Source organism: Sphingomonas sp. CCH9-E2 (assembly GCF_001557215.1).
Lineage (GTDB): Bacteria > Pseudomonadota > Alphaproteobacteria > Sphingomonadales > Sphingomonadaceae > Sphingomonas.
This window is the reverse complement of the sequence record NZ_LSJM01000441.1, coordinates 24,152-45,958: the sequence shown is the minus strand read 5'-3', so window position 1 is coordinate 45,958 and position 21,807 is coordinate 24,152. Positions and strand designations below refer to the sequence as shown.

The following is a 21,807-nucleotide window of genomic DNA, read 5'->3' as shown; positions in this document are numbered from 1 at the left end:
CCCGAGAGATGCGCGACCATCGGCAGGACGAAGAGGAGCGCAGTGACATGCGCCGACACCGGGTTGCCGGGCAGTCCGATGACGACAATATCGCGCATTCGCCCGGCCATCAGCGGCTTGCCCGGGCGCATCGCGATCCGCCAGAAATCGATGGCGGTGCCTGCAGCCTCGAGCGCGGGACGGACGAGATCATGGTCGCCGACCGAAGCGCCGCCGCTGGTGACGAGCAGGTCGGCGTCGACAGCAGCAAAGGCGGCGGTGAGCGCGTCGATGCGGTCGGGGAGGATGCCGAGGTCGATCAGCTCGACCGGTAGCGTCGCGAGCAGTGCGGCGAGCATCGCGCCATTGCTCTCGGGGATTGCGCCGGGGCTCAGCGGTGCGCCGGGTGCGCGGAGCTCATCGCCCGTGGCGGCGATCGCGACGCGGATGCGGCGGCGGGCGGGGAGGGTGGCGTGGCCGGCGATCGCGGCGAGCGCGATCCGCGCCGGGGTCAGGCGCGCGCCGGGGGCGATGAGTGTCTCGCCATCGGTGAAGTCGAGCCCGACCGGGCGAACATGCGCGCCGACATGCGGTGTGCCTTCGCCGGTCAGGGTCAGCGTGTCGCCATCGCGCGCCGCTTCTTCCTGGACGAGGATCGTGTCCGCGCCATCGGGTACTGCCGCGCCGGTGAAGATGCGGACCGCTTCGCCCGGCGCGACCATGCCAGTGTACGGACGCCCCGCCGCGCTTTCGCCGATCACCCGCCACGGGCCGGGCAGGTCGGCGAAGCGGATCGCATAGCCGTCCATCGCCGACAGCGGCAGTTCGGGCTGGGTACGCAGTGCTGCTACCGGTGCGGAAGTCCAGCGGCCTGCGGCGTCGCGCAGCGGCACCCGCTCGACCGCTACCGGTTCGGCGAGGGCGAACAGGCGGGCTTGCGCTTCGGCGACGGAAATCATCTCGGCCATGCTCCCGATTAACGAGGAGCCTTCAACCGGTCGAGATGTCAGCGTGGGCGGGCGGCTTCGCTCAACCGGCTCATCTCGTGCGGGCGCAGCGGCAGGCGGAATTCGGCGACGTGGCGCGCGCCGTGACATTCGAGCACGCGGATCGGCCAGCCGCCGATCTGCGGCAGCGACAGCCACAGGCCGCACAAAGGCGCAAATTCGGTATCGCTTTCGAACTCGACCAGCGCATTGCTGAGCGAGGTGATCTGGGCGTTCCACCAGCTGCTGCCCGAGCGGACGAGCGTGGCGGCGTCGAGCTTGATCGCGTTCTTGACCGCGCCGAGCGGCGATGCGCTGCCCGCCATCGGCTCCTGCGCTACCGGCGGGCGGCGGTTGGCGACCTGACGCAACCACGGCATCAGGATCTGCCAGCCCAGTTCCTCGGCAAAGGCGATGCCGGCCTGGCCGCGCTCGGTCCAGCGGATCTCGCCCGCGATCGGGCGCAGCCCGTCGAGCGTGATCTCGACCGCCTCACCCACGCGCAATGCCGCGCGCGTCTCGACGCCGAGACCGGCGGGAGAGAGGTTGCGGGTCCAGGCGAAATCGACCTCTTCGCCATGCCGGATGCACAGCCGCTGGCGCAGTTCGATGCGCGGCATCTGGCGGCGTTCGGCGGGGAGTGCGGCGAGACAGCGGGCGAGCGCGGCGACCACATCCAGCGGTGCGTCGAAGCGGAAGGCGAGCGCATTGGGGTCGTCGCCGACCACCGATCCTTCCGCGCTGACGCCGAACGGCAGCTCCATCGTGGCGCGTTCGCCATGGGTGATCGGGCCGGTCACGGTCAGCGTCGCGCCAGCCGAGGTGATGCGGTGAACGAAACAGTCGCGCGCGCCGGTGCTGCCGATCAGCCTGCCGTGCGCCGCATTCTCCCCGGAGCCCGGTTGGACGGGGTCGAGCCCGCCCGACAGAGAAAAGATGGCCGACCGCCCTGAACCCGACATAACGCCCCACAACTGAACGAAAATGCTGTGGGCCCAGCGCCGTCAAGATTCGCTGATCGAGCGCGGTAAGGGGCGAGTTAACCCTGTGTGACGTGCCAGTTTCGAAATCCTCCTCCTGCCGGGGGAGGATTCGCTTAGGTCGCGTGCCAGTCGCCGGACTTGCCGCCGCGCTTTTCGATCAGGCGGACGGCGCCGATCTCCATCGCGCGGTCGAGTGCCTTGGCCATGTCGTAGACGGTCAGCAGCGCGACGGTGACGGCGGTCAAAGCTTCCATCTCCACCCCGGTGCGGCCGGTGAGGCCAACGGTAGCGGTGGCGGTGACGCCGCTGTCATCGGGGACGAGGTCGAGGCTGACCTTGCTGAGCGTCAGCGGGTGGCACAGCGGGATCAGGTCGCTGGTTTTCTTTGCCGCCATGATCCCGGCGATGCGCGCAACGGCGATGACATCGCCCTTTTTGAGCAGGCCGTTGCGGATCGCGCCGGCGGCCTCGGCCGACATGGTGATCCGCCCGGTGGCGATGGCGACGCGCTCGGTCTCGGCCTTTGCGCCGACATCGACCATGCGCGCTGCGCCGGTTTCGTCGAGATGGGTGAGGTTCGTCATTTCCCTCTCCCCCTGTGGGAGAGGGAGGGAGCGCCGCAGGCGCGGAAGGGTGAGGGGGCCGGGCGCAAAGCCCCCTCATCCTTCCCACGCGCTCCGCGCGCGGGCCCCTTCCTTCTCCCACAGGGGGAGAAGGAGTTGATTGACGCGCCGCTCACCCGATCATCGCCCGCGTTGCCGCCTCCACATCGTCCTGGCGCATCAGCGACTCGCCGATCAGGAAGCAGCGCACGCCATGCTGCGCCATCGCGTCGAGATCGGCGCGGCTGGTGAGCCCGCTTTCGGCGACGAAGGTGCAGCCTTCGGGCGCGCGACCGACCAGTTCATAGGTGCGATCGAACGAGACGGTGAAGTCCTTCAAATTGCGGTTGTTCACCCCGATCAGCCGCGAGCGCAGCGCCAGCGCGCGGTCGAGCTCGGCGGCGTCGTGGACTTCGACCAGCACATCCATGCCGAGGCCGAGTGCCGCATCCTCGATCTCTGCCATCTGCGCGTCTTCGAGTGCGGCGACGATGATCAGGATCGCGTCGGCGCCGATGCTGCGTGCCTCCAGCACCTGCCACGGGTCGATCATGAAATCCTTGCGGATCACCGGCAGGCTGCAGGCGGCACGGGCGGCGATCAGATACTCCTCATGCCCCTGAAAAAATGGCGCGTCGGTCAGCACCGACAGGCACGCCGCGCCGCCGGCGGCATAGGCGCGGGCGTGGGCGGGGGGATCGAAATCGGCGCGGATCAACCCCTTGGAGGGGGATGCCTTCTTGATCTCCGCGATCAGCCCGTATCCGGCTGCGGCCTTGGCATCCAGCGCTGCGCGAAAGCCGCGCGGCGGGGTCTGCGCCATCGCCAGCGCTTGCAGCTCGGCGAGCGAGGTCGTCGCCTTGCGCTCCGCCACTTCGCCGCGCTTCACCGCGATGATTTCGTCCAGCATCGTGCTCATGCGGCGGCGATCCAGCAGTCGAGCAAAGCTTTGGCAAGCCCCTTGTCGATCGTTTCCGCCGCTTCCTCCGCACCTTCGCGGAGATCGATCGCTTCACCGGCCACGACCAAAGCCGCCGCGGCGTTGAGCAGCACCGCGTCGCGATAGGCCCCGCGCTCGCCATCGAGCAGGCGGCGGAGCGCTGCGGCATTCTCCTGCGCGTCGCCGCCGCGCAGCGCGGAGAGCGGGTGGGCGGACAGGCCGGCGTCGGCAGGGGTCACGCGCGCGGGCAGGCTGACATCGCCGATGCTGACCACCAGCGACCCGCCCTCGGGCGACAATTCGTCGAGCCCCTCTTCGCCCGCGACGATCGCGGCGCCCTTGACGCCCAGCTGGGCCAGCGCCTCGGCATAGATCGGCGCATAATCGGGGCGGGCGATGCCGATGAGCTGGCGCTGTACTCCGGCGGGGTTGGCGAGCGGGCCCATCAGGTTGAAGATCGTGCGCCGCCCGATGCGCTTGCGGATCGGGGCAACGCGCGCCATCGCCGGATGGTGCTTCGCCGCGAACAGAAAGGCGATGCCGAGGTCGTTGAGGTGCGTTTCGGCGTTGGCGGCGGCGCGGTCGAGGTCGAGGCCGAGTGCCTCCAGCGTGTCCGCCGCGCCCGATTTGGAGCTGGCGGCGCGGTTGCCATGCTTGGCAACCGGCACGCCCGCCGCCGCGACGACGATGGCGACGGCGGTCGAGACGTTGAGCGTGTGGTGCCCGTCGCCGCCAGTGCCGCACACGTCGATCGCACTGGCGGGGGCGCGGACCGGGATCACCCGCGCGCGCATCGCCCGGGCGGCTTCGGCGATCTCGATGCTGGTTTCGCCGCGGTCGGACAGGGCGATCAGGAATGCCTCAATCTCATCCTCGGCCGCGCGGCCGTCGAGGATGTCGGCAAATGCCTGCGCCGCGCTTTCGCGGGCGAGCGGGCTGACGGGGTCGGGGAGGAGGCTGAATGTGGTCACGCCGCCTCTATTCCGGGGCGCGAACGCCAAGTCGAGCAATTCCTGTTGCGGATCGGCAATGCGCGTCTGAAATCAGCCCTCGCGGGCGCAGGAGGACAGGCACCGTCCGCCACCTCAAGCCGCACGATCCGGTTCATGCCGGTCAGTGGATCGACAATATAGCGCAGCTTGACGCGGCTGTCGGCGCGCACCGGGCCGTCATCGCCCGCCGACGTCTTGAAGGCGCGTCCCATATCGCCGCTGCCATAGCGGAACTCCTGCCCGCCGACGCGCCAATGCGCGTCGGTCGCGGTCGAGGTGCTGAGCGCGCGCGATCGCTGTTCGGGCACAAAATGGTCGAGGCAGCCCTCCTCCGTCCGCACCCGGCCAGCCGCCAGTTCAGCGTCGAGCGCCCGTTCTCTTGCATGCTGGTGGAGGCTGCCGAACAGGAAGGCGGCGGACGACAGTGTGGCGAACAGCGTTACGAACCAGGTCATCCGCCCCGCACGTGGTTGCATCCCACGATAGCCCCGCACGATCCGGACGCCGAGCGCCAGCACGATCAGCGCGAGCACTGCGCCCGCCACCTCGATCCACAGGATCATCGGGTCGGACGGCTGACCGGCAATATCGAACGCCAGGCGATAAGGGGCTTGCGGCATATGCGTTCTCCCGCCGCGATGGTGGAAAACGCTGGGCATCGATGCAACCGATAGTTTCAGACCCGCAATGAACTGCAGGCCTTTGCCGAGATCCGCTTAGCGGCGGTACGGGCTGTTGAGGTCCCTGATCCAGCCTGCCGTCGCACCACGATCCACGACCGTCGTGGGGCGCGGCTTGGGCGGGGCGATCATGGCCTTCGACCGGGCCGCATCGGGGTCGATCGTTTCGGCAAAGCGCAGGCCTGCGAAGTCGTCCTTGACCCAGATCACCGTCGCACCGATCGCGTTGAGCACGCCGACCGACACCAGCACGGTGGCGCCGGGGCGCAGCATGCCCGCGCGGTCGACCTTGGCACCCGCGACCGACAAATCCTTGACCCGATGCCTGGTCGGCGCGCCGCCGCCGAAACCGCAAATCTCCGCGCCGAGCAGAACCTGCTGGCGCGGTATCCGGGGGATCAGAGAATCGCGCGTGGCGGCTTGGTCCATGGGTCCCCTTGCGGCCTGCCCAAGGGACAGGATGTGAGAATGGCTCGACGCGACCCTAACCAAAACGGGTTAACCGGGTCTTGATTCCGGCTGCCGGGCTTATGCCGGGGCCTTCGCCGCAATGCCCGCGATCCTGAGGAAATTCGCCAGCATCGCGTGGCCATGTTCGGTGGCGATGCTTTCCGGGTGAAACTGGACCGAGTGGATGGGCAAGTCGCGGTGGCGGAACGCCATGACGCTGCCGTCGGATGCCGTGGCGTTGACCACCAGGGCGTCGGGAATGTCGGTGACGATCAGCGAATGGTAGCGGGTGGCGGTAAAGGGGCTGGGCAGCCCTTCGAACAGGCCGGTGCCGTCATGACTGACCGGCGACGTCTTGCCGTGCATTAGCCCACCGCGCACGACCTTGCCGCCGAAATGCTGGCCGATCGACTGGTGGCCGAGGCACACGCCGAGCAGCGGCTTGCCCGCATCGGCGCAGGCGGCGACGAGGTCGAGGCTGATCCCCGCTTCGTTCGGGGTGCACGGGCCGGGGGAGAGCAGGAACGCTTGCGCGTTGCTGGCAATCGCCTCCTCCGCGGTGAGCGCGTCGTTGCGCACCACCTTCACCTCCGCGCCCAGCTCCATCAGATAATGGACGAGGTTCCAGGTGAAGCTGTCGTAATTGTCGATGACGAGGATCATGGGGAGGGGGATTAGCCGCGTCAGTAGCCTGCGTCGAGATCGACGACATTCTTCATCGGCCGCCCTTCGGCAAAGGCACGCGCATTGTCGAGGAACAGGGCGGCGGCGCGCATGAACATCTTGGTCTGCGAGCGGCCCGACAAGTGCATCGAATGGAGCGTGTTGGGCGCGGTCCAGAGCGGGTGGTCGGGGGGCAGAGGCTCGGGATGCACCACGTCGAGGAACGCGCCGCCGATCCGCCTTTTGTGCAGCGCGGCGATCAGCGCGTCCTGATCGACCATGTCGCCGCGCGCGACGTTGATGAGCCACGCGCCGGGCTTCATCGCCGCCAGTTCGTCTGCGCCGATCATCGCCGTCGTCGCATCGGTCGAGGGGGCGGCAAGGACGACCCAGTCATGGTCGCCGATCCGGTCGCGCCACTGGTCGGGCGTCAGCGTGCCGTCGCGGCCGGAACGGGTGACGCCGGTCACCGCGACGCCGAACGCCGCCAGTCGCTCCCCGATCATCCGCCCGATCGTGCCGTATCCGATCACCAGCGCGCGGGTTTCGAACAGCTCGACCTTGCCCGGCGCGTCGCCGGGCCATTCGTGCCGGTCGGCGATCCGCACCACTTCATCGAAGCGCTTGGCTGCGGCGAGGATGCCCAGCATCGCATATTCGGCGACCGCAATCGCATTGATGCCGACGCCGTTGGTCAGGATCGTGCCGCGCGCCTTGAGCAGGTCGGTGTCGAACGCATCGATCCCGGCATAGATGGTCGACAGCCATTGGAGCCGCTCGCCCGCCGCCGCGATCTCTCCGGTCCAGCCCGGCCGGTTCATGTCGACCCAGCCGATCTGCGCATCGCCGATCAGCGCCAGCGCCTCTTCGCGGCTGGTGAACCAATGCGCGTCGATCCCGGCGGGCAGGCCGGGTTCGATCAGCGGGCGGGCGAGCGCAGGCAGGACGGCTTTCATGCTGCGCAGGATGGCGCGATCCGCGCGCCGGGGCAATCGCGGCGCGGGAAGGTGGTTTGCGACAAATTGATACTCTTTTTGACTGGCGCCCGGCAGCGGAAAGAGGAATGTTCGATACGGGCGACATGGCGCGGGAGGCTCCGTACGCCCGGGGTGGGGACCGATGGACAAACTGGAATCGCCGCTGATCGCGGTGGATGAACCGCTCGCGCCGCAACCGGCGGCCGCGGGCGATGTCGCACGTGTCGGCGGCAGCTTTAGCGCGGTCGGGGTCAGCGGGCTCGCACTCGCCCTCGCTGCATGTGACTCGGGCGGCGGCGGAGGCGGCGTCGTCTCGACCCCCGGCCCGACGCCGACGCCCAGCCCGACCCCGCCACCGCCCACGGCCGCACAGGCCAGCCGCTTCCTGTCGCAGGCAACGATGGGCGCGACCGCCGCTGACATCGCCGATGTCCAGGCGCGCGGTTTCGACGCATGGATCACCGCCGAATTCGCCAAGCCGCGCCCGACCAGCCTGTGGGACTGGCTGGTAAGCAAGGGCTATAATGACGCCAGCTTCGTCAACAACGAGAACGGCTTCGACAATGCGATGTGGAGCCAGCTGATTGGCGCGGGCGATCAGCTGCGCCAGCGCGTGGGCATGGCTTTGCTCGAAATGCTGGTGGTCGGGATTGGCGGTGTGAACCTGTCGTGGCGGCAATTCTCCATGGCCGCCTATGTCGACGTGCTGATGGACAATGCGTTCGGCAATTTCCGCACGCTGATCGAGCGCGTGACCTATAACGCCGCCATGGGGTCGTTCCTGACCTTCCTGGGCAACCGCAAGGCGAATGCCAGCACCGGGTCGGTCCCGGACGAGAATTATGCGCGCGAGCTGATGCAGCTTTTTACCATCGGCCTGGTGCGGCTCAACATGGACGGCAGCGTCGTGACATCGGGCGGGCAGCCGGTCGAGACCTATACGCCGGCGGACGTATCGGGACTGGCGCGGGTGTTCACGGGACTGGTGGTCGACGGATCGGATAACACGACGCCCGATCGCTACCGCCGCCCGATGATCATCAACGCCACGCTGCACGAGACCGGGGCATCGACCTTCCTCGGCACGACCGTCCCCGCCGGGGCAGCGGGCGCGGATGCGATACGCCAAGCGCTCGATACGATCTTCGCGCACCCCAATGTGCCGCCCTTTGTTTCGAAGCAGCTGATTCAGCGGCTGGTGACCAGCAATCCCTCGGCTGGCTATATCGGGCGCGTCGCGGCGAAGTTTGCCGACAATGGATCGGGCGTGCGCGGCGACATGCAGGCGGTGATCCGCGCGATCCTGATGGACAGCGAGGCGCGGACCGAACCGACCGCGACCAGCGCGGGCAAGCTGCGCGAACCGGTGATGCGCCTGACCGGCTGGGCGCGCGCGTTCGGGGCAACGTCGAACTCGGGCAACTGGACGACGGGGGACACCAGCAGCTCGATCAACCGGCTGGCGCAGGCGATGGGCCGCAGCCCGTCGGTCTTCAACTTCTTCCGCCCCGGCTACACCCCGCCCAATACCCCGATCGCGAGCGCGGGGCTGGTCGCGCCGGAGTTGCAGATCACCAACGAGATCAGCGTCGTCGGCTATGTGAATTACATGCAGTCGGTGGTGAACAACACGACCGACCTGCGCACCGATTACGGGTCGCTGTCGACACTGGTGGCGGACAGCGCGGCGCTGGTCGACCGGATCAACCTGTGGCTCGCGGCTGGACAGCTGTCGAGCGCCACGGTGACCGCGATCCGCACCGCGGTCGACAGTTCGAGCAGCAATTCAAACCGCATCGCGATCGCCGTCCTGCTGACGATGGCATCGCCCGAATTTCTGACGTTGAAGTGAGGGGCCGGGACATGGATCAGAACCAATCGCGCCGCGCCTTCCTCAAGCGCACCGCCGCGTTGGGTGCAGCGGGCGCCGCCGCGCCCTTCGTCACCCAGCTCGCCGCGATCGGCGAGGCATCGGCGGCGGTCGCCAGCGATTACAAGGCGCTGGTGTGCATCTTCCTCTATGGCGGCAATGATTACGCCAACACGCTGCCGCCCTATGACAGTGCGACGCATGCCGCCTATCTCGCGCAGCGTCCGACGCTGGGCCATGCGCGCGACAGCCTGACCGCGACCCTGCTGAACCCGGCCAATTCACTCGGCGGGCGGCAATTTGCGCTGGCACCGACGATGGCGTCGCTGCTGCCTTTGTTCAACGCGGGCAAGCTGGCCCCGGTGCTCAATGTCGGCACGCTGGTGCGCCCGACGACCAAGGCGCAGTATCAGGCGGCATCGGTGGCGCTGCCGCCCAAGCTGTTCAGCCATAACGACCAGCAAAGCTATTGGCAGGCATCGAGCGCGGAGGGCGCGACATCGGGCTGGGGCGGGCGGATTGGCGACCTGCTGCAGAGCGGCAACGGAACCAGCGCGCTGACCTGTATCAGCGCATCGGGCAATGCGACCTATCTGTCGGGGCGCAGCGCGATCCAGTATGTCACCGGCACCAATGGCCCGACCGCGCTGATCAACGGCGCGTCGACGCTGTTCGGATCGGCGACCGCTGCCAGCACGCTGCGCACGCTGATGGGCGGGGCGCAGGCCAATCTCATCGCCAACGAACACGCCACCGTGTCGAAACGCGCGCTCGATCTCTACACGCAGGTCAACGGCGCGCTGGCGAGCGCCCCGGCGGCGAATTTCACGCTGTTCCCGACCGGCAATACGCTGGCGGACCAGCTCAAGATCGTCGCGCGGCTGATTTCGGTGTCACAGGAACTGGGCGCGAAGCGGCAGGTGTTCTTCGTGTCGATCGGCGGCTGGGACATGCACGATTTCCTGCTGCGCGATCACCCGACCCTAGTGGGCCGCGTCGCCGATGCGATGCGCGCCTTCTACGACACCACCGCCGCGCTGGGCATCGCGGACAAGGTGACCAGCTTCACCGCGTCGGACTTCGGCCGCACGCTGACGCAGAATGACGACGGCTCCGACCATGGCTGGGGCAGCATGCATTTCGTGCTGGGCGGCGCGGTGCAGGGCGGCCGCATCTATGGCACCCCGCCCGATTTCGGGCACAATACGCCAAGCGATGTCGGGCAGGGGCGGCTGCTCCCGACCACCTCGGTCGATCAGTACGCCGCGACGCTGGCGAGCTGGTTCGGGGTGTCGGCGGGGAACATGTCGACGGTGCTGCCGAATATCGGGAATTATTCGACGACGAATCTGGGGTTTGTTTGAGAGGCCGTCGCCCCGGCCTCCGCCGGGGCGACGGTTGAGGTCAGAGTTCGACCTTCCAGTCCCACCCGATCGGGTCGCCGTCCATCACCTCGACTCCCGCGCCGATCAGCTCGTCGCGGATCGCGTCCGAGCGGGCGAAGTCCTTCGCGGCGCGGGCTTCCTTGCGTTGGGCTAGGCGGGCTTCGATCTCTGCTTCGGTGACCAGTGCATCTGCCGGACGGACGCGGAGGTCGGCGCGGGACAGGTCGAGCAGGTTGAGGCCGAGGGCGGTGTCGAACTGTGCCAGCGTCATCAGCCGCGCTTCCTGCCCCAGATGCTTGTCGGCGAGCAATTCCTCCAGCACCGGCAGCGCCTTGGGGGTGTTGAGGTCGTCGGACACCGCCGCGTCGAGCCGCTCGAGATAGCTCGCCGCATTGCCGCCAGGCTTACCGTCCTTTGGGCCCTCGGCCGCACGGAACTTCTCCGCCGCCAGCACCAGCCGCCGCAGCCGCACCAGCGCCGCCATCAAATTCTCGCCGCTGAACTCGAGCTCGCTGCGATAATGCGCGCTGAGGCACATCAGGCGATAGGCGAGCGGGTGGACGCCCTTTGCCACCAGTGCGTCGAGCGTGGCGATGCCGCCCTTGGACTTCGACATTTTGCCGCCGCGATCGACCAGGAAGTTGTTGTGCATCCAGATCTTCGCGCCCGAATTCGCGCAGCCGCAATGCGCCTGGTTCTGCGCGATTTCGTTGACGTGGTGGATCTCGCGATGGTCGATCCCGCCGGTGTGGATGTCGAACGGCAGGCCGAGCAGCTCGGCGCTCATCACCGAGCATTCGAGGTGCCAGCCCGGCGCGCCGCGGCCCCAGGGTGAGTCCCATTCCATCTGCCGCGTCTCGCCCGGCGGGGTGGTGCGCCAGATCGCGAAATCCTGCGGATGGCGCTTGCCCGCGACGCTCTCGATCCGGCCTTCACCGGCATCGTCCTGACCGCCGGACAGCTTGCCGTAATCGGGCACGGTACTGCTGTCGAAATAGAGGCCGCTGTCGAGCTGGTAGCAATGCTGGTCGGCAATGCCCTTGGCGAACTCGATCATCTTCTCAACGTAATCGGTCGCCAGCGGCATGTGATCGGGGGTGCGGATGTTGAGGTCGCGTAAGTTTCGGCGGAACACATCGGCATAGTGGCGCGAAATGTCCCAGGCGCTCAGGCCGCGCTGCTTCGCCGCCGCTTCCATCTTGTCCTCGCCCGCATCGGCGTCGGAGGTCAGGTGGCCGACATCGGTGATGTTGATGACATGGGTGAGGGCATGCCCCTTCCACCGCAGCACGCGGCTGAGCGTATCGGTGAAGACATAGGCGCGCAGATTGCCCAGATGCGGGTCGCTATAGACCGTCGGTCCGCACGAATAGACGCGCACGCTCTTGGCGGGATCGATCGGCGCGAAGGCTTCGGTCGCGCGGGTGAGGCTGTTGTAGAGGGTGAGCGTGGCGCCAGTCATGTGCGGCGCCATAGCGCGGGGGAGGCGGCTTACCAACCTCCCCGCGCGGGAATCATGCGGCGAGTGGCTTGGGCTTCTCGCTGACGGTGAACAGGCCCGCGCCGAAGCTGCCGCCATGGTTGATCGGCAGCGCCGTCGCGCAGAAGGCGCATTCGGCGGTCATGCGCCCGATCATCCAGTGCGACTGGCCGCATCCGGGGCAGACATTCTGCTCGCCGGGGCGGAAGGCAATGCGATAGCCGCTATTGGCGGCGGTGAAGGGGGTCGCGTCGTAAAACATCGGCTCGTCTCCAGACTTGCCCGGTTCGACGCACGGATTCGCGATTTTGTTCCAAGCGCGTATCGACGGCGCGGCGGGACTGTCGCCGATCGGCAACAGTCCGGTCAGGCGTGCGGGCGGATCCGGTCGAGCACGGTATAGGCCATGACGGCGGTCGCGACCGCGGCATTCAGGCTATCCGCCTTGCCCAGCATCGGAATTTTCACGCGCACATCGCATGCCGCGGCATAGTCGGCGGGAAGCCCCTGCGCCTCGTTCCCGGTCAGCAGGAACACCGGCGCGGCAAAGTCGGGCGCGCGGTAATCGACTGCACCTTCGAGCGCGAGGCCGACCAGTTGGCCGGGTCCGGCGCGCAGCCAGGCGTGGAATTCATCCCACGGCGCACGTGCCAAAGGAATCGTGAACAGCGCGCCCATGCTCGCGCGGACCGCCTCGACGCTGAACGGATCGACGCACTCGTCGACCAGGATCAGCCCGCCCGCGCCGACCGCATCGGCGGTGCGCAGGATCGTGCCGAGATTGCCCGGATCGCGCAGCCGCTCGGCCACCAGCCACAGCGGGGCGGTGGTGCGATTGATGCGGGCGAGGTCGGTCGAAAGCTCGCGATACACACCCACGACCGCGCCGGGATTGTCCTTGCCCGACAGTTTGGACAGGATGTCGCTGTCGGTCTGGATGACCTCGCCTCCCGCAGCCTCGGTTGCCGCAATCAGCTCCTGAGCGAGCGGGTGGCCGTCATGGCCCTTGGCGAAGAACAGATAGGCGGGCAGATGCCCCGCCTCACGCGCCTCGGTCAGGATGCGCAGCCCCTCGGCCAGAAACAGCCCCTCGTCACGACGATGCTTCTTGTCGCGCAAGCTGCGGACCCGCTTGACCAGCGGATTGGAAAAGGCGGTTATTTCGCGCACCGGCTCAATCCTCGCCGAAGCGGTCCTCGACCAGTTCGACCAGCTTGAGCACTGCGTCCTCGGCACCGTCGCCAGCGGCGCTGATCGTGATCGTGTCGCCCATCGCGGCGCCCAGCATCATCAGGCCCATGATCGACGTGCCGGTGACGGCGTTGCCGTCCTTCTCGACGGTCAGCTCGCACGGCTGGGACGAGGCGAGGGTGACGAACTTGGCGCTCGCCCGCGCGTGCAGGCCGCGGCGGTTGCCGATCAGGACGGTGCGGCTGACCCGGCTCAAGCGGCAGCCTCGCCCAGCACTTCGGAGGCGACCGTGATGTACTTGCGCCCGGCTTCCCGCGCGGCGGCAACCGCCTCGGTCACCTTCATCGTCTTGCGCGCCCCGCCCAGGCGAATCAGCATCGGCAGGTTGATCCCCGCGATCACCTCGACCCTGCCCGCCTCCAGCAGCGAGATGGCGAGGTTCGACGGGGTGCCGCCGAACAGGTCGGTGAGCAGGATCACCCCGCGTCCGCCATCGACCGCGACGATCGCCTTGGCGATGTCCGCGCGCCGTTCCTCCATATCGTCCTCGGGGCCGATGCAGATGGTGGCGATGCGGTCCTGACGACCGACGACATGCTCCATCGCGACGACGAACTCCTCCGCGAGCCGCCCGTGCGTCACGAGTACCAGTCCAATCATGTCTTTACGCTTGTCCCATGCGGTTCATTTGCCGACCGGCGGGCCTTCTAGCGAGTCCTGCGGCGCGGTTTGCAAGTCACGATGCGTCACCGTGGGCGAAAAACCCGCGTCGCGCAACCGGGCAGCGACGCGTTCGGCCACATGCACGGACCGATGTCTCCCGCCGGTACAGCCAAAGGCGATGGTAACATAGGATTTTCCCTCCGCCTGATAGCGCGGGAGCAGGAGCAGCAGCAGCTCCTCGATCCGCGTCATCGCTTCGGGATAGGCGCGGTCTCCGGCGACATAGTTGGCGACATCGGCGTCCTTGCCGGTACCCGGGCGCAGCGATTCGACCCAGTGCGGATTGCGCAAGAAGCGCATGTCGAGCACCAGATCGGCCCCGGCCGGCACGCCACGCGCAAAGCCGAACGACATGACCGACACCACCGTCTCGCCCAGCCCCGGGCCGGAAAAGGTCGTGCGGATCTGTTGCGCCAGTTCGTTCGACGACAGGCTGGTCGTGTCGATCACCCGGTTGGCCCAGCGGCGCAGCGGCTGCAGCAGCTCGCGCTCGCGAACGATCCCGTCGGTCGCGGGCCGATCAAGCGCGAGCGGATGGCGGCGGCGCGTCTCCGAATAGCGCCGCTCCAGCTCCGCGCCCGAACAGTCGAGGAACAAGGTTCCCATGTCATAGCCGCGTTCGTCGCGCAGCTTCTTGATCCGGCGCACAATGCTGTCGGCGTCGAAGCCGCGCGTGCGCGTACCGATGCCGAGCGCGAGCGGACGGTCGTCGCCATCGCTCCCCTCGGGCGGGTCGGTGTCGAGCAGGCGATTGAGCAGCAGCAGCGGCAAATTGTCGACCACTTCCCAGCCCAGATCCTCCAGCGTGCGCAGCACGGTCGACTTGCCCGCGCCCGACATGCCGGTGACCAGCAGGATCTGCTTGGGCCGACGCTTGTTCATCGGGCCGCTCCCGTCAGGTGGCGCAGCGCCAGCTCGACCTTGATCGGCGCGGAGGGTTCGAGCGCGGGCAGGGCGACCACCGGCACGTCGACGCCGGCGATCTTTCGCGATTGCGGCCCCTCCGGCATGCGCGGCGGATCGTCGAAGATGGTGACGAGCAGCGCAATCGGCGCGCTGTCGGCATGGGGCAGGGTGACCAGGCCGATCCCGCGCACCTCGATCTTCCCGGCGATCGTCGCCGGGGACTTGGCATGCAGCACGCCGTCGCGCCGCGTGCAGATCGTGTAATCGTCGGCGACCAGTGCCGCGCCGCGGTCGATCAGGCGCAGCGCCAGGTCCGACTTGCCCTCGCCCGATCGCCCCTCGATCAGCACCGCGCGCCCATCGATCGCGACGCAGGATGCGTGCAGCGTTTCGGAAGACAGGATCGCCACGCTTCGAACTCCCCGTACGCTCAACCCGCCTGCACGAATGGCAGCCGGACGACGAAGCGCGCGCCGCGCATGCGGTCCTCGCGCGTTTCTACCCCGATCGTCCCCTGGTGACCTTCGACGATGGTCCGCGCAATCGCAAGTCCCAGTCCGGAATGTTTGCCGAATTCCTCGCCTTCCGGCCGGTCGGTGTGAAAGCGGCGGAAGATCGCCTCGCGCGCTTCCTCGGGCACGCCCGGCCCCTCATCCTCGACCCGCGCCTCCAGCATCTCGCCCGACGCGATGATCGACAGCGCCACCGTGCCGCCATCGGGGGAGAAGGAGATGGCGTTGTCGATCAGATTGGCGAAAACCCGCTCCAGCCGCGCGCCTTCGCCCATCACGCGCGGCATCGGTCCGATCGGCGCATCGAAACGCAGGCGGATACCGCGCTCGACCCCGCGCGCGGTGCGCTGCTCGACCATGGCGGCCAGCATCGCGGACAGATCGACCGGATCGAATTTGGCGCGCGACAGCTGGGCATCGAGCCGCGACGCTTCGGAGATGTCGCTGATCAGCCGATCGAGCCGCAGCACATCGTCGCGCACCACCGCCAATAACTGTGCCTGCAATTCCGGGTCGCGCACCGCCATCAGGCTGTCGACGGCGGAGCGGAGCGAGGCGAGCGGGTTCTTGATCTCATGCGCCAGATCGGCGGCGAAGGCCTCGGTCGCGTCGATCCGCGCGCGCAGGGCGAGGCTCATGTCCGACAGCGACCGGGCGAGGTGCCCGATCTCGTCGCGCCGTTCGGGCAGGCGCGGCACCACCACTTCGCGCGCGCGCCCCAGCCGCACCCGCACCGCCGCGCGGGCAAGGCGGCGCAGCGGGCGGACGATGGTGCGGGCGAGGAACAGCGAGAGAAAGATCGACAGCCCGGCGGTGAAGGCGAGCACCAGCCCCAGCCGGAACCGCTCGATCCGCACGCGCTGGGTAATGTCGCGCGCGTTGGAGCTGGTGAACACCGCCCCCTCCGGGCCATAGGGCGCGGCGGCGGTGATGACCGGCGTGCGGTCGGGCGCGCGCCACACGGTCGCGCTCGCCTCTCCCGTGCGCAGCGCAGCGGCGAGATCGGGCCAATCCAGGCCCTTGGTCGGCGCACGCTCGCGAAACTGCTGGTCGCGATCGGCCCCCGCCACGGTGTCGATTACCGCGTCGAGGAACCGCGCCGCGCTCTGGTTCCACGGATCCTTGTCGGGATCGCGCAGCACGAAATTGTTGAGTCCCAGCGCGCGCGTGTCGAGCGTCATCCGCCCGGCGCGATCATACAGGCGGATGCGGATATCCGCCTCGCTCGCCACCCGCCGGATCAGCGCGGTGCGATCGGCCGGCGGGGTCATCGCCACCGCCTGCGCGATCAGCCGCGCTTCGCGACTCGCCTGTTCGACGCGACTGTCGACGATCCGCGCGCGATAGCTGTCGAGGTAGAAGAACCCGCCCGCCAGCATCACCAGCGCAAAGATGTTCACCGCCAGGATGCGCGGCGTCAGGCTGACCCGGCCGGACCAGCGCAGCGACAGGTCGCGCTCCTCCCGGGCGGGGGCGGGCCTATTCGTCGGAGAATCGGTATCCGGCGCCATAGAGCGTCTCGATGGCGTCGAATTCGGGATCGACCTGCCGGAACTTGCGGCGCACGCGCTTGATATGGCTGTCGATGGTGCGGTCATCGACATAGATGTCGTCCTGATACGCCGCATCCATCAGCTGGTTGCGCGTCTTGACGATGCCGGGCCGCTGGGCAAGCGTTTCGAGGATCATGAATTCGGTGACGGTGAGGGTGACGTTGTCGCCCTTCCACGTAACCTTGTGCCGCGCCGGGTCCATCGTCAGCGGGCCGCGCTCGATCACCGGCTGCGCCTCGGTCGCTGCCTCCTCTTCGCCCTGCGCAGTCGCCGCGACCAGTTCGGTCCGCCGCAGGATCGCACGGATGCGGGCGATCAGCAGCCGCTGGCTGAACGGCTTGGCGATATAATCGTCCGCGCCCATGGCGAGCCCCAGCGCCTCGTCCAGCTCATCATCCTTGCTGGTCAGGAAGATCACCGGGATCTGGCTCTTCTCACGCAGCCGCCGCAGCAGCTCCAGCCCGTCCATGCGCGGCATCTTGATGTCGAGCACCGCCAGCTCGGGCGGATTGTCGACCAGCGCCTTCAGCGCCGCCTCACCGTCCGAATAGACGCGCGTCACAAACCCCTCGGCCTGCAACGCGATCGACACGGACGTCAGGATGTTGCGGTCGTCATCGACCAGCGCAATCGTTGCGGTCATGCGCAGGGGGTAGCGGAATGTGCCGCCCGGCTCAACGGGGGAGGGGGCCTCCCCTTACCACCGCACCCAGCGCGGTACGAACAGCCGCCCCAGCCCCGCCATCGCCGCGACGGGGGCGACGTGCCAGATGCCCAGATGGCCGATCGAATCCACCGGGCAGGACAGGCCATAGGCAAAGCTGCCCAGCGCGCCGGCGGCGACGCCGGTGTAGAATCCGGCAACCTTGGGCGCGACCGGCGCGCCGCGGCGCAGCCAGGCGATCAGTGCCGCTGCGACCAGCGATCCGGCGCAGGTTCCGGCGATGAAGCATTCCGGACCATGGGTGGCATGTTCGTGCCAGTCGATCTGCCCTTCGATCGCGGCGAGCAGCACGGCGGCCAGCGGCAGAATCGCCAGCGCCGCGAGCAACCAGCGTGCGCCGTCCTGCCGTGCACCGACGCGCGGGCCAGCCATGCGGATGACCGCGAGCGCGGACACCAGCCCGACCAGCCCGATCAGCGCATTGGCGACGAAGAACATCCCCGCCGCCTCGCCATGCAGCGGACCGGCCCACAGGCCCAGCCCGAGTGCGACCGCGCCGATCGTGGCGAGCATGGACAGGGCCAGCAATGCGCGGCCATGCGCCATGCGCACCGGGCGCACCGGCTCCAGCTCGCTGGCGAGCTGCGCGATCAGGGGGGACGGCGGGCGGGTCATTTCAATCGGCCTCTTCTACGAGCGCGGCGAGCTTTCTCAAACCGCGATGAATATTTACCTTGATCAGGCTTTCGCTCTGACCGCTGCGTTCGGCTGCCTCGGTGATGGACAGCCCCTTGATCTTGACCAGTTCGATCGCTTCGCACTGGCCCTGTGGCAGGTGCACGAACAGCCGCTCCAGGCTCATCCTCGCCAGCACCGCCTCTTCGTCGCTATCCTCGGCCGAATCCTGATCCTCCAGCGCGTCTTCGGCGGTCCGGTAGACGCGGCGCAGATGATCGATCCAGCGATAGCGCGCGATCGCCGCGAGCCAGGGCAGAAACGCGCGCGTCTCGTCCCATGTCGCCCGCTTGGCGTGCAGCGCCAGCAGCACGTCCTGCACCAGATCGTCCAGCTGAGCGGGCGCGACGCGGCGGCGGAAATAGCGTTCCAGCCACAGCTGCACTTCGGTCAGCAGGACGGTGTAGGCACGACCGTCGCCCGCTTGCGCGGCAATCATCAGCCGTACCAAGCCGGCTTCGTCTGCAATCATCGACGCCCCCGCCCGTCCTGTCCGCGATCAGCCCTGCCGACGGTGCCAGTCGGCGATGGCCGCGTCGAGCGACAGCAGGCCGCCGCCGCGCACGATCAGGATGCCGGCCAGTGCGACCCACAGGATATGCGTGGCCCACCAGGCGTCGGGGTAAACGAAAATCTGGATCACCAGCGTCATGCCGAGCAGCGCCAGCGCCGAGAAGCGCGTCGCAAGCCCGATCAGCAGCAAGGCGGGAAACAGATGCTCCGCCATCAGCGCCATCGGCGCGGCAAATTCGGGCGGCAGGGGGACCGCGCTGTAATCATTTTCGAACAGATAGCGGGTGGAGTCGCTGAGCGTGAACCAGCTGCCCTCCACCACCTTGCTGCGGCCCGCGCGCCAGAACACGCCGGCGAGCGCGACCCGTACCAGCAGCAGCGCAACGCCCTCTGCCGTGCGCGAGCTGACCAGCATGACGGCTCGGTCGTACAAAGATGCGATGCGCTGCATGTCGATATCCTGTGTATGCGAATGGATCAGCGCTGGACCGGGGTCAGCGAACCCTTGCCTTTGGGCGTTTCGGTCTTTTCGCACGTGCCCTTGGCGACGAGCTTCCAGGCATTGCCCTGATAGTCGCGGGTCGAGGTGCCGGCGCAGCTGGTGCCGGGGCCGGCGGCACAGTCATTCTTGCCCGCCTTGGCGATGCCATAGCATTTTTCCATCTCGGGCTTCTGCGCGGCGGCCGGGGCGGTGCTCAGGGCAGCGGCGAGGCCTGCAGTGGCGGCGAGCCCGGCGAGGCGTGCAATCGTCGAAGCGTTCATCGTCATCGTCTCCAAATAAGGGTGCGATGCCGATGCGTAGGATCATCATCGGCACAGCGGCTCATTCGGCGCCGTGTCGGCAATCGTTACAGCGGATGAAAAATTGTTTCGGGTGTAACCGCGGCGACCGGTGCGGCGAACTCACCGATGTGCGCTTTCGCACGACGATCCGCTTGAAAGGAATAGCGACATGAAGACTGCAACGCGCACTGCCGCATCCATCGCCGCCACCGCCGCTGCCATCGCACTGGGTTCGGTCGCGGCCTTCGCCGCCGACACGCCCGCAGGCAGCAAGGGCCGCGCGATCAGCGCCAACGACACCGTCCATTGCTATGGCCTGCACAGCTGCAAGGGCCAGTCGGACTGCGCCACCGCCGAGCATCAGTGCAAGGGGAACAATGCCTGCAAGGGCCATGGCTTCAAGGCAATGAAGGCCGGCGAATGCCTTTCGAAGGGTGGCACGATCGGCGACCTCGGCTGATCTTGCCCCGATCCGGCGGGTCGCTCCCCCCGCAACCGCAAGGCCCGCCGGATCCACTATTGCCGCCAAGGAGCGAAGCAATGCCCCCAGTCACGTCCTTTGGCGGCTTCGGCCTTGGCCTGCGCCGCGACCATTATCGCGATTTCCTGGAGGGCGAGGTCGCGGTCGATTTCGTTGAGGTGATCTCCGAAAACTTCATGATCGATGGCGGCCGCCCGTTGCGCATCCTGGAGCAGGTGCGGGCGAAGCTGCCGGTGATCCTGCACGGCGTGTCGATGTCGATCGGGTCGGCGCACGGGCTCGACCGCGACCATCTCACGCGCTTGCGGGTGCTGGCCGACCGGATCGATCCGCTGTGGGTCTCGGACCATCTCTGCTGGACGCGGACCAGCGCGCATAACAGCCATGACCTGCTGCCGATGCCGCTGACGCGCGATGCGCTCGAGCTGGTGTGCGACAATATCGACCGCGCGCAGGATGCGCTGGGCCGCGCGCTGCTGTTCGAAAATCCGTCGAGCTATCTGTCCTATCCGCAGGACGAATTCACCGAATGGCAGTTCCTCAACGAGATGAGCCGCCGCACCGGCTGTTACCTGCTGCTCGACGTCAACAACATCTACGTCAGCGCATGCAACCACGGCTTCGACCCGCTCGACTATCTCGCGGGCATCCCTGCCGAGCGGGTGCGGCAGGTGCATCTCGCCGGACACACGCCGGGGGAGATCGTGATCGACACGCATGACCGCCCGGTCTGCGATGCCGTCTGGGCGCTGTTCGAGCGAGCGATGGCGCTGCTCGGGCCGGTCGCGGTGATGATCGAGCGCGACGACGCGATCCCGCCGCTGGCGGAGTTGCTCGCCGAGCTGGATCGGGCACGCAGCCTCGCCGCGACCGCGCGGCTGGAGGCGGCGGCATGACCGCGCTCGCCCGATTGCAGGACGCGTTCCTCGCCTGCTTGCACGATGACGACGCGCCCTTGCCGCCCGGCCTCGACGCCACCCGCGCGGCGGGCATGGCGGTGTATCGCAACGGCTATCGCGCGCGGCTGCTCGACGTGCTGGCCGACAGCTATGCGCGCACCGCGCGGCTGGTGGGTGCTGAGGCGTTTCATCAGGCGGCGGCGCACCATCTGATCGCGCACCCGCCATCGACTTGGACGATCGATCGGGCGGGAGAGGGGTTCGCCGAAACCTGCGCCGAGCTGTTCGCCCATGACCCCGATGTGGCGGAGCTCGCCTGGCTCGAATGGGCGATGCAAAGCACTTTCACCGCTGCCGACGCAGCGCCGCTGACGCATGTCGGCTTCGCTGCAGCGACGGCGGCGTTCGATGCGGCGGATTGGGAGCGGCTGGTTCTGAATCCGGTCGCAGGGACGGCGCTGCGCCCGGTGACCCATGATCTGCCCCGTCTTTGGCGGTCGCTGGCGGACGACGCGGATCAACCGACCGTCGAACGGCTGGCGGCACCCCACTGGCTGCTGGTGTGGCGCGAGGGCGAGGAGGCGGTGTTCGCGCTGCTCCCCGACCATGAGGGCGAAGCACTGAACATGGCGCTGGAGGGCGAAACTTTTGCCGACATCTGTGCCCACTTGGCCGAGCGCCTCGCCCCGGAAGAGGCCGCTGCGGCAGCGGGAGCGATGCTCGCCCACTGGCTCGAACTCGGGCTGATCGGGTCGGTGCGCACAACGATGCAACACGTCAGCGTTGTCACCCAAAAATAGACGGTTACCGCGCTTTTGACACCGGTTACTGGCGTTGACCCCCGTTTCCGCCGCTGCCTA

At 67.8% G+C, this 21,807-nt stretch carries 27 protein-coding genes; 5 read left to right on the top strand and 22 right to left on the bottom strand.

What is annotated here, in order from left to right; all coding sequences use genetic code 11:
* The 9 genes from AX681_RS19840 to AX681_RS19800 form a co-directional block, all read right to left on the bottom strand.
* Positions 1-947, bottom strand: a 947-nt coding sequence (locus AX681_RS19840) for a molybdopterin molybdotransferase MoeA (protein WP_082749631.1), incomplete at its 3' end; no start/stop codon positions are given.
* A gap of 38 nt (positions 948-985) precedes the next feature.
* Positions 986-1,927, bottom strand: coding sequence for a PilZ domain-containing protein (locus tag AX681_RS19835; RefSeq protein ID WP_066682669.1), 942 nt, complete (start codon positions 1,925-1,927; stop codon positions 986-988).
* A gap of 134 nt (positions 1,928-2,061) precedes the next feature.
* Complete coding sequence (moaC, locus tag AX681_RS19830; RefSeq protein ID WP_066658233.1) at positions 2,062-2,532, bottom strand: cyclic pyranopterin monophosphate synthase MoaC; 471 nt, start codon at positions 2,530-2,532, stop codon at positions 2,062-2,064.
* Between the two features lie 151 nt (positions 2,533-2,683).
* The gene (trpC, locus tag AX681_RS19825; protein WP_066658236.1) at positions 2,684-3,469 is read right to left on the bottom strand and encodes an indole-3-glycerol phosphate synthase TrpC; all 786 of its coding nucleotides are present in this window, start codon (positions 3,467-3,469) and stop codon (positions 2,684-2,686) included.
* A complete protein-coding gene (gene trpD, locus AX681_RS19820) occupies positions 3,466-4,461 on the bottom strand; it encodes an anthranilate phosphoribosyltransferase (protein ID WP_066658239.1) in 996 nt (331 codons plus the stop codon). Before trpD ends, trpC begins: the two co-directional genes overlap by 4 nt.
* The gene (locus AX681_RS19815; protein WP_066658242.1) at positions 4,458-5,102 is read right to left on the bottom strand and encodes a hypothetical protein; all 645 of its coding nucleotides are present in this window, start codon (positions 5,100-5,102) and stop codon (positions 4,458-4,460) included. Before AX681_RS19815 ends, trpD begins: the two co-directional genes overlap by 4 nt.
* Before the next feature lie 96 nt (positions 5,103-5,198).
* Positions 5,199-5,591, bottom strand: a complete 393-nt coding sequence (locus AX681_RS19810) for a PilZ domain-containing protein (RefSeq protein WP_066658247.1) — start codon at positions 5,589-5,591, stop codon at positions 5,199-5,201.
* Positions 5,592-5,690: 99 nt separating this feature from the next.
* Positions 5,691-6,275, bottom strand: a complete 585-nt coding sequence (locus AX681_RS19805; protein ID WP_066658249.1) for an anthranilate synthase component II — start codon at positions 6,273-6,275, stop codon at positions 5,691-5,693.
* A gap of 20 nt (positions 6,276-6,295) precedes the next feature.
* Positions 6,296-7,231: a D-2-hydroxyacid dehydrogenase gene (locus AX681_RS19800; RefSeq protein ID WP_066658251.1), complete on the bottom strand. Its 936-nt coding sequence runs from the start codon at positions 7,229-7,231 to the stop codon at positions 6,296-6,298.
* Positions 7,232-7,394: 163 nt separating this feature from the next.
* On the opposite strand from AX681_RS19800, the gene AX681_RS19795 reads away from it, so the two are divergent.
* Both AX681_RS19795 and AX681_RS19790 read left to right on the top strand, forming a co-directional pair.
* Complete coding sequence (locus tag AX681_RS19795) at positions 7,395-9,104, top strand: DUF1800 domain-containing protein (protein ID WP_082749630.1); 1,710 nt, start codon at positions 7,395-7,397, stop codon at positions 9,102-9,104.
* Positions 9,105-9,115: 11 nt separating this feature from the next.
* Positions 9,116-10,486, top strand: coding sequence for a DUF1501 domain-containing protein (locus AX681_RS19790; protein WP_066660323.1), 1,371 nt, complete (start codon positions 9,116-9,118; stop codon positions 10,484-10,486).
* Positions 10,487-10,526: 40 nt separating this feature from the next.
* Here AX681_RS19790 and cysS read toward each other — a convergent pair whose 3' ends face one another.
* From cysS to AX681_RS19725, 13 genes are all read right to left on the bottom strand, one after another.
* The gene (gene cysS, locus AX681_RS19785) at positions 10,527-11,969 is read right to left on the bottom strand and encodes a cysteine--tRNA ligase (protein WP_231733744.1); all 1,443 of its coding nucleotides are present in this window, start codon (positions 11,967-11,969) and stop codon (positions 10,527-10,529) included.
* Between the two features lie 52 nt (positions 11,970-12,021).
* Positions 12,022-12,249, bottom strand: coding sequence for a hypothetical protein (locus AX681_RS19780; protein ID WP_156442745.1), 228 nt, complete (start codon positions 12,247-12,249; stop codon positions 12,022-12,024).
* A 104-nt stretch (positions 12,250-12,353) separates the two neighbouring features.
* A complete protein-coding gene (locus tag AX681_RS19775) occupies positions 12,354-13,157 on the bottom strand; it encodes a TrmH family RNA methyltransferase (RefSeq protein ID WP_066660314.1) in 804 nt (267 codons plus the stop codon).
* Positions 13,158-13,161: 4 nt separating this feature from the next.
* Positions 13,162-13,434 (bottom strand): HPr family phosphocarrier protein, encoded by a 273-nt coding sequence (locus AX681_RS19770; RefSeq protein ID WP_066660312.1) that lies wholly within the window; start codon positions 13,432-13,434, stop codon positions 13,162-13,164.
* Complete coding sequence (locus AX681_RS19765; RefSeq protein ID WP_066660306.1) at positions 13,431-13,838, bottom strand: PTS sugar transporter subunit IIA; 408 nt, start codon at positions 13,836-13,838, stop codon at positions 13,431-13,433. Before AX681_RS19765 ends, AX681_RS19770 begins: the two co-directional genes overlap by 4 nt.
* Before the next feature lie 24 nt (positions 13,839-13,862).
* Complete coding sequence (gene rapZ / locus AX681_RS19760) at positions 13,863-14,783, bottom strand: RNase adapter RapZ (RefSeq protein WP_066660300.1); 921 nt, start codon at positions 14,781-14,783, stop codon at positions 13,863-13,865.
* Positions 14,780-15,217: an HPr kinase/phosphorylase gene (locus tag AX681_RS19755; protein WP_066660298.1), complete on the bottom strand. Its 438-nt coding sequence runs from the start codon at positions 15,215-15,217 to the stop codon at positions 14,780-14,782. Before AX681_RS19755 ends, rapZ begins: the two co-directional genes overlap by 4 nt.
* A 20-nt stretch (positions 15,218-15,237) precedes the next feature.
* Positions 15,238-16,830 (bottom strand): sensor histidine kinase, encoded by a 1,593-nt coding sequence (locus AX681_RS19750; protein ID WP_066660296.1) that lies wholly within the window; start codon positions 16,828-16,830, stop codon positions 15,238-15,240.
* Positions 16,799-17,515, bottom strand: a complete 717-nt coding sequence (locus AX681_RS19745; protein WP_066660294.1) for a response regulator transcription factor — start codon at positions 17,513-17,515, stop codon at positions 16,799-16,801. The genes AX681_RS19750 and AX681_RS19745 overlap by 32 nt, the downstream gene beginning before the upstream one ends.
* A 54-nt stretch (positions 17,516-17,569) precedes the next feature.
* Complete coding sequence (locus tag AX681_RS19740) at positions 17,570-18,211, bottom strand: DUF1109 domain-containing protein (RefSeq protein ID WP_082737956.1); 642 nt, start codon at positions 18,209-18,211, stop codon at positions 17,570-17,572.
* Between the two features lies 1 nt (position 18,212).
* Positions 18,213-18,743 (bottom strand): sigma-70 family RNA polymerase sigma factor, encoded by a 531-nt coding sequence (locus AX681_RS19735; protein ID WP_066660292.1) that lies wholly within the window; start codon positions 18,741-18,743, stop codon positions 18,213-18,215.
* A 27-nt stretch (positions 18,744-18,770) separates the two neighbouring features.
* Positions 18,771-19,235 (bottom strand): DoxX family protein, encoded by a 465-nt coding sequence (locus AX681_RS19730; protein ID WP_066660290.1) that lies wholly within the window; start codon positions 19,233-19,235, stop codon positions 18,771-18,773.
* A gap of 26 nt (positions 19,236-19,261) precedes the next feature.
* Complete coding sequence (locus AX681_RS19725; RefSeq protein WP_066660330.1) at positions 19,262-19,546, bottom strand: BufA1 family periplasmic bufferin-type metallophore; 285 nt, start codon at positions 19,544-19,546, stop codon at positions 19,262-19,264.
* Positions 19,547-19,736: 190 nt separating this feature from the next.
* On the opposite strand from AX681_RS19725, the gene bufA2 reads away from it, so the two are divergent.
* The 3 genes from bufA2 (at position 19,737) to AX681_RS19710 (ending at position 21,747) form a co-directional block, all read left to right on the top strand.
* Positions 19,737-20,027 carry a BufA2 family periplasmic bufferin-type metallophore gene (gene bufA2 / locus AX681_RS19720; protein ID WP_066660286.1) on the top strand — a complete coding sequence of 97 codons (291 nt, stop codon included), beginning with the start codon at positions 19,737-19,739 and terminating at the stop codon, positions 20,025-20,027.
* Positions 20,028-20,107: 80 nt separating this feature from the next.
* The gene (gene bufB, locus AX681_RS19715) at positions 20,108-20,944 is read left to right on the top strand and encodes an MNIO family bufferin maturase (RefSeq protein WP_066660283.1); all 837 of its coding nucleotides are present in this window, start codon (positions 20,108-20,110) and stop codon (positions 20,942-20,944) included.
* On the top strand, positions 20,941-21,747 hold the full coding sequence (locus AX681_RS19710) for an HvfC/BufC family peptide modification chaperone (RefSeq protein ID WP_066682668.1): 807 nt from the start codon (positions 20,941-20,943) through the stop codon (positions 21,745-21,747). The genes bufB and AX681_RS19710 overlap by 4 nt, the downstream gene beginning before the upstream one ends.
* Positions 21,748-21,807: the final 60 nt, after the last annotated feature.